Below are 12,063 nucleotides of genomic sequence, written 5' to 3'. Positions count from 1 at the left end.
TCCGACTTTTTTGGGAGTCTTTTTGCTGCCCACTCTGCCCGCCGCCAAAAACCCTAAACAGGCTCACGGTCAAAGGCAGCCTTGATGGTAATGAAAATAGGTAACAAAAAAAGCCCTGGCTCTCAGAGCCAGGGCTTTTACCCATGTTAAGCCAAGCGCAACGCGCTAGCTATTGGACTAACACGGCGCTGAAGAAACGGCGCTCAGTGGTGCCGTTCCCCGTAGCATCGACTCTGAGCGTATAGGTATTGGCGGCCCGCGACGAAACGGGCGAGCTGCCCGCCCCAACAGGCAGACCGTCGCCAGTGGCGCGGAGGCTATTAGCCGGAACTGATATCGTAGCCACGCCATCAACCACCGGAATGTTTCCCAGGTTGACCGTGCGAGTTGTTCCCGAAGTGTAGGTTGTCACAATGCTTACCGATGTGGCACCGGCGGCCGCCACCCGCAGGCTGAAGGTGCTGCCCACTTTGTAGTCAGCCGTGACTTTGTCGATGTCGTTATCGAACACGATTTGGAGCTTGGGCCCCACGTTGTAGTCCGTTTCGGTTTTTTTGCAGCTGGCAAGTGTCAGCACGGACAAGAGCAGCAGCAGCAGCGGCGATAAGGGATTCTTTTTCATGCGAAGAGATTTATAAGAGGAGGTGAGTTTGGGCGCTGCGCTTGCTGCAAACAGCGCCCAAATGGCGCACTATTTGTCCCAGAAGACCGTCGGCGTAGTCAGGTTTGGCCGTGCCGGGGTGTTGGGGTTTGAAGTGCGCTCCAAGTCAGAATAGGGCAGCACCCGCAGGATGGCCGAAATGCTTGAATTGGCTGGGACAGCCAGCGTTGGAAATCCAGTGCGGCGGTAATCAGTCCAGGGCTCTACCGCCACACCGTAGTTGGCAATAAATTTCTCCTCAACAATGATTTGCACGGCGTTTGCCGCCGTGAGGGCTGGCCGGGCAGCAATGTAGGCGGTGCGGTCAGCTGATGCTACGCCAGCGTCGTCCATCGAGGCCGTGATGCCAGCCGTGAGCGACGTTTGAGCCGAGGCCAGGTTACCGGTGCGGGCGTAATACTCGGCGAGAATGAGGTTGTACTCAGCAAACGTGAGCATGCGGATGGGGGCGGTACCATCGAAGTTATTGAACCCCGAGCCACCCGGAATTGGGTTGCCGCGCAGGTAAGTGTTCATGCGCGAAAAATTCGAAAACACACCAGTCACACCTGTTCCGTTAGCTGCCCCTACATAAGCGGCCGGAATTGCCGGAGTGGTTGGAGTGGCCGGAACGGCCGGGAGCAGCGTCAGGTAAGCTGGCCGGCGGGGGTCCGCCTTGGCATTCATCAGGTTCACCAGCGTCACGCTGGGGAAAAAGGTGTTGTTGCGCGACTTTTCGAACTGGTCAATCGGGTTGTTCTTATTCGCTATCGCCTCAAAACGCAACAGAAAGTTGTCGGCGTTGTTGCGGAAGAAAATTGATGCGGGCGCGGCGAGCAGGGCCGCGAAGTCTGCATTTGAAGCAGCAGTTACTTTCGGGAAAGAGTGCAGATAGAGGCGCAACTTCAGGGTGTTGGCCAGCCGTTCCCATTTTGCAAGGTCGCCGCCATAAATCAAGTCGTCATTGCCAGGGGTAAGCAATGACTGCTTCTTGAGGTCGCTGATACCATCGTTGAGCAAGGCAATGATGCCGGTGTATACGGCAGCGGACGCGTCGTACTTGGGCGCAAAGTTCTTGTCAAATAGCAACGCTTCCGAGAATGGAATGTCGCCAAATGCGTCCGTAGTTACTGAAAACAGGAAGCCTTTAGCAATCTTCGCGATGCCGGCATACTTGGGGCTGGTGGCCTGGGTCTGGTCAATCAGCTTCTGCATGTCGGCCAGGCTGCCGGCGTAGATGGCGCCGCGCCACACGTTGTTGATGTCGGTGGGCGTGATGTTGTAGCGGTCGAACTCAGCTGCTTGAATACCTGAGCCGCCTTGCCCGGCAAACTGCTGTACGATGAGCGAAGTGTAACGGTGCAGGTCCGACCCCATCAGGAAGCCCAGCGACGTTTCGGCGGCTACCAGAATGTTGGAAGCGGGGGCCTCCAGCACGGCGTTGGGGTTCTGGTTAACGTCCAGGAACTTCTCGCACGAGGCGAATAGCCCCAGGCTCGCGGTACCGGCTGCGGCCAGGGCGAATAATTTGAAAGCTCTCATAAAATCCGGATTATTCAATTAGAAGGAAAGGCGAATCGAGCCGCCATAAGTACGCGACTGGGGCAGGGCGTTGAATTCCAGGCCCTGCGAGTTGCTCTGGCCTTGGGCGTTCACCTCCGGGTCGATGTGCGGCACGTTGGGCGCGTACAAGAAGACGTTGCGCGCATTGAGCCCGATTTCGACGCTGCCCAAGAAGGTTTTGTCGGTCAGGGACTTGGGCAGCACGTAGTTCAGCGCCACTTCGCGCAGCCGCAGCCAGGAGGCATCGAACACCACGAACTCGGCTCTGCCAAACCCGTACAGGTCGTCGAAGTAGTTCTCGGCCGTAATCTGTACGTTGTTGGTGCGGAACGTACCATTGGCACTGCCATCAGCATTCAGGTTCGGAATGACCCCGTCGATGACATAGGTCTTGTTGCGCTCGCCGGTTTCTTTGGCTGCTCCCTGACGACGCAGGTCACTCACGTTGCGCGAAATGATGTCGCCACCGTAACGAATGTCCAACAGCGTGCTCAGGGTGAAACCCTTGAACGAGAAGTTGTTGGACAGGCCACCCACCCAGTTTGGGTTGGGGTCGCCGATGATTTGGTTATCGGAAGCAATGTCGGTGCGGCCGTTCTGGGTAAGCAGCAGCTTACCCTGGGGCCGGCCCTTTTCGTCCACGCGCTCACGCTTAAACACGCTGCCGAAAATAACCCCGTACGGCTGCCCGGCAATGAGGCGGGTACTAGGCGTAGTGAAGCCGCCCAGCGTAATCTGGGGTACACCCACGGCCAGCTCGACCACCGTGTTGCGTATCCGTGAGAAGTTGAACGAGTTGGAGTAAGTGAAATTTTTCGTTTTAATCGGGGTAGTGCTAATCAGCAGCTCAATGCCTTTGGCTTCGGTAATGCCCGCATTCTTGAAGGCATTGGAAAAGCCCGAACCCGCAGCCACGGGCACAGCAAAAATCAGGTCGGTACTGCGCTGCTTGTAGATAGTAGCCTCAACGGCAATCCGGCCGCCGAAAAAGCCCAGGTCTACGCCTGTTTCGTAGCTGGTCGTAAACTCAGGACCCAGGCTTGCGTTGCCGCCCGTGTCATTCAACGACTGCCCAAGCTGCCCACGAAAGGGGTACGTGATGTTCGGGCCAAATCCGTCGGCCGGGTTGTTGGCGGCCGAGAAGTACGTGTCAGTCACGTAAATGGGTGCTTCGCGACCAACTTTGGCCGCTGCCGCCCGCAACTTGACCAGGTTTACCGTGGTATTGCCTTTCAGCATTGGCAAGGCGTCCGACAGGACCAAGCTAGCCGAGGCAGCGGGGTAGAAATAGCTGTTTTTGCCGGGGACTCCGCTGTTCGTGACAAACGAAGACGAACGGTCGTTACGCCCCGACAAAGTGAGGGTAGCGAAGCCACGGTAGCCCAGGGCCAGGTCGCCAAAGAGGCCGACGAGGCGGCGATTGGTGCGCTCGCCAAAGGGCTGGTACGCCACGGCGTTGTTGATGCTGTTGAAGTAGCGAACCTGCAGGTCGCTGCCCAGCACTCCGATGTCGACCGTCTTGCGCTGGTTTATCTCGTTGCCCAACAGCAGACGAACGTTGAAGTCTTCGGTGATGTCGTGCTTCAGGTTGGCCGTCAGATAGGAGCTGATTTCGGTGCGCGTTAAGGATTGGTCCCGCAGGTTGCCCACTAGTGCCGCACCGCCGCCGATGCTCACGCCGCGGCTGCCGCGGCCGTTAACCGCCTGCGATGCTTGGTTGTAGGTATCTACGCCCAGCTTATAATCCAGCGACAGCCACGGGGTGAAGTCGTACCCCATGCTGACGTTGCCCACCACGCGGTTGACCTCGTCTTGGTAGGTGTTGTTTTTGATGGTCCACAGGGGATTGTCGTCGTTGCTGTACCACGTATTGTTCGGCGTGAAGGTGCCAGCTACGGCCGCGCCCTGCTGGCTGCCGTCGGGCAGCTCGGAAGGGTAGCGGTTGATATCGTAGCTGCGCGGCAGAAACCAGGTGCGGAAGAACGGATTGGCCAACACGTTGCCCTGAGGAGTCCGCCGTGATTGGTTATTCGTGTAGATAACGCTGGTGCCCGAGCGCAGCTTGTCGGTGAGCTGCGCGCTGCCGGTAAAAGTGAGCGTGTTGCGGTTCAACTCGTTATTGCTCAAAATGCCGGTTTCCTTCAGGTTGCCGTACGAGGCATAGTAGCGCAGGCGGTCGGTGGCACCCGACAAGGCGAGGTTGTTCTGAAAGTTGTAACCTGATTTGAACAGGTCCTTCACGTTATTCGGGTTGATGGTAAGTGGCTCCTGCTCGCCGCGGAAGTTGGTGACATTCTGACCCGTTGCCGCCGGACCCCACGACGAATTACTCAGGGGTCTGAATATGCCCTGGTTGCCCTGGCCGTAGGTGTTCTGGTAATCGGGGGTGCGGCCTACCTGCACTAGGTTGTAGTTCGAGGTGATGGAGACGCTCTGCTTTTTGGCTCCGTACCGGGCTCCCTTCTTCAACGTGATGATGATAGCCCCCGAAGCGGCCCGTGAGCCGTAGAGCACGGCCGCCGCCGGACCTTTCAGCACCGAGATGCTTTCCACGTCGTCCTGGTTGATGTCGATGGCGCGGTTCGAGTTCGATACGCCGTTTTGCAGGGCGTTGTCGCCGCCGCCGTTGTCAATCGGAATGCCGTCCACCACGAACAAGGGCTGGTTGCTGGACGTGAAAGTGGTCATGCCCCGAATAAAAATGCTCGACGAAGCGCCCACCATGCCGTTGGCGGCTTGCACGCGCACCCCGGCCACCTTTGCCGTGAGTGAGTTCGAGATATTGGTAGCGCGGGCCTGCGTCAACTCGCGCGATTGAATTTCGGCAACCGAGAAGCCAATGGCTTTTTTCTCCTGCTCCCGACCGAATGACGTGATGACGACTTCGCTCAACTGCTTGGTGTCCTGCGCCAGGGCAGCATTAATCTGCGATTCGGAGCCGAGGGCCTTTTCCTGGGTAGCCATGCCCACGGAGGAAAACACCAGCGTCCCGCCGCTCTGGGGTACGGTGAGGGTGTAGGCACCGTCCGAGTTAGTCGAAATACCGTTGGTCGTGCCCTTGAGCAGAATCGTTACGCCGGGCAGCCCTTCGCCGGATTTCTGGTCTGTTACTCTGCCCGAGACCGAGCGCGTTTGCGCAACTGCCCCATGAAGAAGAGTAAACATGAGCACAAGACTCATGAGTAAGATTTTTTTCATGAATAAAAGGTTAAGATTAAAAAAACATCAAGAAATTTTTCTACTGCCAAAACTAAGGCACAGCCACCATATTTTGGAGAAGAATCAAAATCTAATTCTGAATACATCCAAGCAGGTATGGAGAGATATTATTTGAAAAAAAACGATTTTGAAGCGTTTTTCTGCTTCGCGCACTTGTCATTTCTGGTGTTCTTAATTTGGCGTATGCTCGCGAAGTGCTTTCTCCCGAGCGATTTACCAGTCGGGATACTTGATTTGCCAAACGGGTGGAGAAACGTGAAGGGTCGCATCTCATCTGATGTATACTAATCTGGAAATCGTAGTAATTCTGACTACTGATTATTGCGGTTACGCCGCCGCCGGCGCGCATCTGTGACGCGTTGCCGCTTGGTTTCGAGCCTCTGGCTCGCGTACCGGGCCGTTGGCAAGTCCTGCCGCCAGTCGTTTGCGGCCGAGTCGCAGACTCGATGCCGGTGGGCAATGTGTCGCAGACGCGCGCCAGTAGCGCAGTGCGTAAAATCAGTGATTGCCAGGCAGCTTTCGTGTTTCCTTGGGATTTACAGTTGTAGCTATTTGGTTGATTTCCTGATTCAGGCAAAATGAAAGGCGTGCAGATGAAGAAGGGGAAACAAGTTGAAACCAGGCAAACGCAACAGCGCCTTCGGATTCGTTGAATCCGAAGGCGCTGGAAAGCAGGCCAGCCATTGGGCCAGTGATGCCAAGCGGCAGGTTAGTAGGCTTAAATTACCTTAAAACTACCGTATAAAGCGTAAGGGGCATTAATCTGAGTCCCCGAGATGACTCTGGCCGGGGGGGTGCCCACTCCATCCAGCTTAACATCCGTGAGCGGGGTGAGAATTACCCGCGAACCATCCTCCAGCACGTATTCGAACGTGAAGATGATGGCGTCGCCACTTGAGATAGGGTTGGGCGTATTGGGGGCACTGGGAGTCGCCGCAAGAAGTAGGCTGAGCGAGGGCAGGGGGGCGGTTGAGAACAACAGCCGTTGCAGACCCGAAAGAGCTTCCTGGCTGGTGAGCGACACGGTAGCCGGGAAAGAAGTGTAGCTGCCGGATAGGGCACGCGGCCCAATGGGCTGACCGAGGCGCTTGAAGCTTTTGTAGACTTCGACGGTCTTAATCTTCACGTCGCGCTGGTCGGGGATATCAATGAAGAACTCCAGCACCGGGCGCGTCGGGTTGGGTAGGGTGGCCAACCTGTTGATGCTGACGTTGGCCCGTTGGGTATCGAAATACGTCTTGGCGGGGTCTGAGCTGAGCCGGGGGAGGATGAGCGGCACGCTGGTTACTTCCGGAGCCGGAATCTTACTGCTGTCCTTGCAGGCGCTGAGCGAGCCCATTGCCGAGAGTAGTATCAGGCCAAAAATTACCTTTTTCATAAACTGAGCTGGTTAAAGCGAAGGGAGTGGAGGGGGCTATCGGTCCCAGAAAATGCGGTAGTTGGCATCCGACTCGGTAAGCTGGCGCTTGGGGGCTGCCGGGTTGGGATTGGCCGTGAGCGACCCCTGCGAATAGAACAACCGGCGGGGGAATAAGCCGGCCCCGCGGGTATCGGCATCGCCGTCCTCCACCAGGCCCGCGTTGCTGCCGATGTTGGCGTTGTCGGGCACGGTAATGATGGGGAAGCCCGTGCGGCGCCAGTCGGTATAGATGTCCGGGCCCATGCCGAAGCTGGAGACATACTTTTCCTCCATGATTATCTGGAGCGGCTGGGCCGCGGCATCGAACCGTGCCAGAACGGCATTGCGGTAGGCTTCAATAACCAACGGTGGAATTACTCCGAGCACTGGCGGTGGAACAAGAGGATTTATAGGCGTCTGGGAGGGCGGCGAGGAAGGTGTTGCCGGAGTGGAAGTGCCTTCTGCCAATGCAATGGCGTTCACCTTTGCGAAGGAGGCATCTATGGCCGCTTCCAGGGCGGTGCGGGCTGCCATCCGGTCATTGAGGACGACCAGTTGGGCTTCAGCTTCCAAAAACTTAAGGTTGAAAAAGGGCAGCAGGCGCTGGGCTACGGAGCCCCGCCCGAAGGTGGTGTTGGCGTTGCCACCACGGCCATCGTCCCAGCGCCCGCCCACGGGATACAAGCCAGGTAGGGTACGCGTATTGGACGATATCCCGTTGCTGGCCGGACCTGTGCTGCCTTGGCGAATCGTGATGAAGGCCGGTCGCGCAGGGTCCTGGAAGTCGTAAGTGGCGGTGCTGGCGGCAGCGGTGGCTGCTGGTTGTTGGTTGAAAAAATAATAAGAAATGCGAGGGTCAGGGGAGCGTAAGTTACTGCTCGGTACCCTGACGCCGTTGCCATACCGCATCAGCAGGTAGAGGTACCGCCCGATGCTGTTTTCGCGCCCAACATCAACATAATCCGCCAGGAAACCGATGTTGCGGTTAGCAGGCGTGCTCGAGGTCCCGTACTTGAACTCAAAGTCGTTGTTCGGTGCGCTACTCATCAGGTTACTGGGGTTCGCCAGCAACGCACTGATTTCGGGCCGGAAGCCATCGGCGCGGGTCTTGCGAATCTGCACGTACAGCTTCAGCTTGAGCGTGCGGCCCAGGCGGGCCCACTTAGCCAAATCACCTTCGTAGATAAGGTCATTTCGCACAATGACGCCTTTGCCCTTGTCCAGGTTGGCAATGCCGTCGTCAATCAGCGAAAACAGGCTTTGGATGCCCAGGCCGGGGTTGCCGTTGTAGATGTCCGCGTCCTTGTCGTAGCGCGGGGCCAGGTTGGCCGCCCCTTTCAACGCCTCCGAATAAGGGATATCGCCGAACATGTCAACCATCTGGCTGATGACGTAGGCTTTCTGGATTTGCGCAATGCCCACGTAACTCAGGCGCTGCTCGGTCGTGCCTTGCGTGATGATTTGCTCGTTGTTGGCGAGCATGTCGGAATACAGGCCGCCCCACTGGTTGCCGAACGAGTCGCCGTTCTGCTGGTAGGTGCCAATGCCCCGGCCGTTGGAGAGCTGCCCCATCAGGGCCGACGTGGCCTGGCCGATGCCGGCAATGCTGAAGCCCAGGTACGTAGAAGCCGCCGTCTGCGTCACGGGCAGCAGCTGCTGCAAATCGGCTTTAATGGGATGAATAGGGTCGACGTTGACGTCGTAAAAGTCTTTGCACCCCGAGGTTCCCAGCAACAGGCTGGAAACGACCAGCGCGGTGGAAATAGAACGTAGTTTCATGAGAAGAATATGTCGAGGTCTGAATTAGAAGTTCACGCGCAGGTTCACACCGTAGCGCCGGGTGTTGGGCGCGTTGGTGTACTCGAAGCCCTGCTGGTTGCTCGAGCCGAACGTGCTGGTTTCGGGGTCGAAGTTGGTGTACTTCGGAATGTTGGGCGAGTACCAGTACAGGTTGCGGCCCGACACCGAAACGTTGACTACGCCAAAAGGCGTTTTGGCCAGCAACGCCTTGGGCAGGTCGTAGCCCAGCGAGATTTCGCGCAGGCGCACCGTGGTGGCATCGTACACGCCTTTCTCGTCGATGGCCCCCACCAGGCCGGCCGCGCCCGAGCTGAAGTAGTAGTCGTTCACCGAGATGGCCGTGTTGTTGGGAATCGTCGAGCCGTCGGCGTTGCGCAGGGGCGTGCGCGTGGCGGGGTCGCCCTGCACCCCGTTGATGATAAGCAGCCGCTCACGGTCCTCGGTATCCTTCGTTACGCCACGGCCGAGGTAGGACTGCAGGGTGGTCGAGTACAGGTCGCCGCCCTTGCGGTAGTCCACCAGCACGTTCATCGTGATGCCTTTGTAAGTGAACTGGTTGATGAAGCCCATTTGGAACTGCTGGTTCGGATTGCCGATTACCTGCTGGTTCTGGTCGGCAATGAGGTAGCCGGTGGCGGGATTAATCAGGTATTTGCCGTTTTCATCGCGGGCGGCGCGGCGGCCGTAGAACACGCCGTAGTCTTCACCCGGCTTCAAAATGGCCTGAATGCCGCCGCCGAAGCTCGTGCCGAACGCGATTTGGGGCAGGCCCTCAATCAGGCTCACCACCTTATTCTTGTTGTGCGTGAAGTTGAACGTGCTGCTCCACTGGAAGTCTTTAGTTTGCACGGGCTTGCCCGTGAAAGCGATTTCCACGCCCTCATTGGTGATTTCTCCGAAATTGGTGAAGTACGAACCGAAGCCGGTACCCGCGTCGAGGGCAATGGGCGCAATCTGATTGGTCGAGCTACGGTTGTAATACGAAGCCTCCAGCGTCACCCGGTTTTGCAGGAACGAAAACTCGGTGCCAAACTCGAACTCGTTGGTGAACTCCGGCGTAAGCGCGGGGTTGCCGATGGCGCCGCCCAAGCTTAGGCCCGGCGTACCATTCAAGGGGAATTCGGTGCCGATACCCTGGCCGGCGTTGCCGAATGAAGGGTTGATGGTGTAGCGAACGGGACCCGCTACGTACGGGTTGGCATCGCGGCCCACGCGGCCGTAAGCTGCGCGCAGCTTGGCCAGCGACAGCCAGGGAATATCCAGCGCCAGGGCTTCGTTGATGATAACTGAGCCGCTGAGGCCCGAATAGAAGAACGACCGGCCGCTGTTGCCCACCTCGCCATTCTTGTTCAGCGTCGATGACCAGTCGTTGCGGGCCGTGCCGGTAAGGAAGGCCCAGTCCTTGTAGCCCACGGTAGCTTCGCCGAGCAAGCCCATCAGGCGGCGCTTGGAGAAATCGTAGCCGTTGGTGTTCTTCTCCCGGGTGTTTTCGATGTTATCGATGCCGAACACGATAATGCCGCGGCCGGCATAGGCCAGAAAGTTCTGGCTGCGCTGGTTGATGTTTTGCCCCACGGTGGCGCGCAGGCTGATGTCTTCGGTCAGGTTCTTATCGAAGGTCAGCAGGATATTCTGGTCGAGCTCCGTATTCTGAATGTTGTCTTCCAGTACGTTGCCATCGCCGCCGTAGCCATTGGAGCCGGGGCGCACGGTGGTGCGGCGGTTGTCGGTGTAGGTGTTCACGCCGCCCGAATACGTCAGCGACAGCCAGTCGCGGAAGGCGTAGCTCGCGCTGGCATTGGCCGTCACGCGGTCTACCCGCGAGATGTACTGGTTGTTTTCGGTGCTCCACCGGGGGTTATCGGCCTGGGCCGACAGCCAGCCGAAGTACTGCTGGCGCGTCACCGGGTCGATGTAGGGAAGGCCCTGCAGGTCCATGTTGCGCGGGATGAACAACGTGCGGGCAAAGGCCGACGCGCTGCCAAAGGCGTTATTGGCACCCAGCTGCGGGCCCTGCTGCTCGGTGTTGGAGTAGCCCACGGTACCCTTCACGGTGAACTTGTTGAAGTGGCCCGAACCACCGGCGCTGATGTTGCTGCGCACGAAGCGGGAGTTGGGGATAGTGCCCTCGTTGTCGGCGCGCGACACGATGGTCGTGAACGTCGTGTTCTCGCCGCTACCCGTCAGCGATACTGAGTTTTCGAACAGGTGGCCGGTGTTGAAGTAGTCTTTAACGTTGTTGGGGTAGGCCTGGTAGGGAATCGTGGCACTCAAATCAATGCCCAGGTTACTGTTGCCCGCCTGGGGGTGGGGGAGGGTATTGCGGGGGAGCCCCGGTAGCTCAATGCCGGTGCTGAACGAAGGGCCCCACGAGCCGTTGGTGCGGTAGTCGTTGCCGCCACTGCCGAAGTTGGCCCCGGTGCCGTACTTATTCTGGTACTCGGGCAGGCCCGCGATTTGCTCAATCGAATAGCCCGTGCTGTACCCAATCTGCACCCCCTTGGCTCCGCTCTTGCCGCTGCCGGTTTTGGTGGTGATTACAATAACGCCACCAGCGGCCCGTGAGCCGTAGAGCGCCGAAGCCGCGGCACCTTTCAGCACCTGTATGTCCTCGATGTTGTTGGGGTCGATGTCGGCCGTGCGGCTGGAATAGCCCGCGCCGCGCACCAGCTGGTTTTCCGACTCGGTCTGCGAGTTGTCGTAGGGCACGCCATCCACTACGAACAGCGGCTGGTTGTTGCCCAGCAGCGACGTGTTGCCCCGAATGGTGATACGCGACGAAGCGCCGGGTACCCCGCTCGAGCTCACAATGTTCACGCCCGGCACCTTGCCCGACAGCGTGCGCAGAATATCCGGCTCGGACTTCTGCACCACTTGCTCCGCTTTTATACTGGCCACGGCATAGCCCAGGGCGCGCTTCTCGCGCTGAATGCCCAGCGACGTCACCACTACCTCGTCCAGCTGCTTGGCATCCACGACCATCGAGGCGTCAATGGTAGCGGAGCTGCCCACGGCTTGTTCCACCGATACGTAGCCCAGGTATTTGAATTGCAGCACGGCGGTGGGGCCGGCCACGTTCAAAGCGTAGCGGCCTTCCGCATCGGTGGCCGTGCCGGTGGTGGTGCCTTTCACGATAACACTCACACCGGGCAAGCCTTCGTTGGTGCCTCTGTCCAATATACGGCCCGATACGGGCCGGCTCTGCGCCCAGCTCCGCCCGGTCAGGGTCAGGAGTAGAAGCAGACTTAATAGTAAGGTTCTCTTCATTGATTTACAAAAATGGGTGTGTGAGAAAAGCGGGAAAAAGAGTTAGGATGGCAAGAATTTAAAAGCTGAAAGTACGGCTTTTGCCGAAAACCCCGCCACGTACCGGACTACCTGTAGTTGCAGAGCCGATTATTAACTGATGTTGCGCACGCCAGCAACACACTGCCTAACATCA

The 12,063-nt window shown here is 58.2% G+C and carries 6 protein-coding genes; all 6 read right to left on the bottom strand.

What is annotated here, in order from left to right:
* Window positions 1-169: 169 nt before the first annotated feature.
* The 6 genes from IEW17_RS01020 to IEW17_RS00995 all read right to left on the bottom strand — a co-directional run bounded on the left by IEW17_RS01020 (window position 170) and on the right by IEW17_RS00995 (window position 11,888).
* Complete coding sequence (locus tag IEW17_RS01020; RefSeq protein WP_188560140.1) at window positions 170-622, bottom strand: hypothetical protein; 453 nt, start codon at window positions 620-622, stop codon at window positions 170-172.
* Window positions 623-691: 69 nt separating this feature from the next.
* A complete protein-coding gene (locus IEW17_RS01015) occupies window positions 692-2,182 on the bottom strand; it encodes a SusD/RagB family nutrient-binding outer membrane lipoprotein (RefSeq protein ID WP_188560139.1) in 1,491 nt (496 codons plus the stop codon).
* Window positions 2,183-2,200: 18 nt separating this feature from the next.
* Window positions 2,201-5,401 (bottom strand): SusC/RagA family TonB-linked outer membrane protein, encoded by a 3,201-nt coding sequence (locus IEW17_RS01010; protein ID WP_188560138.1) that lies wholly within the window; start codon window positions 5,399-5,401, stop codon window positions 2,201-2,203.
* 739 nt (window positions 5,402-6,140) lie between these two features.
* The gene (locus IEW17_RS01005; RefSeq protein ID WP_188560137.1) at window positions 6,141-6,800 is read right to left on the bottom strand and encodes a hypothetical protein; all 660 of its coding nucleotides are present in this window, start codon (window positions 6,798-6,800) and stop codon (window positions 6,141-6,143) included.
* A gap of 36 nt (window positions 6,801-6,836) precedes the next feature.
* Window positions 6,837-8,600, bottom strand: coding sequence for a SusD/RagB family nutrient-binding outer membrane lipoprotein (locus IEW17_RS01000; protein ID WP_188560136.1), 1,764 nt, complete (start codon window positions 8,598-8,600; stop codon window positions 6,837-6,839).
* 24 nt (window positions 8,601-8,624) lie between these two features.
* Entirely contained in the window at window positions 8,625-11,888 is a 3,264-nt protein-coding gene (locus IEW17_RS00995) for a SusC/RagA family TonB-linked outer membrane protein (protein ID WP_188560135.1), read from the bottom strand.
* Between the last annotated feature and the right edge of the window lie 175 nt (window positions 11,889-12,063).

It is taken from the genome of Hymenobacter frigidus (assembly GCF_014640435.1).
GTDB classification, from domain to species: Bacteria; Bacteroidota; Bacteroidia; order Cytophagales; family Hymenobacteraceae; genus Hymenobacter; species Hymenobacter frigidus.
Note: the sequence above shows the minus strand (reverse complement) of the source record. Positions and strands in the feature narration are given on the sequence as shown.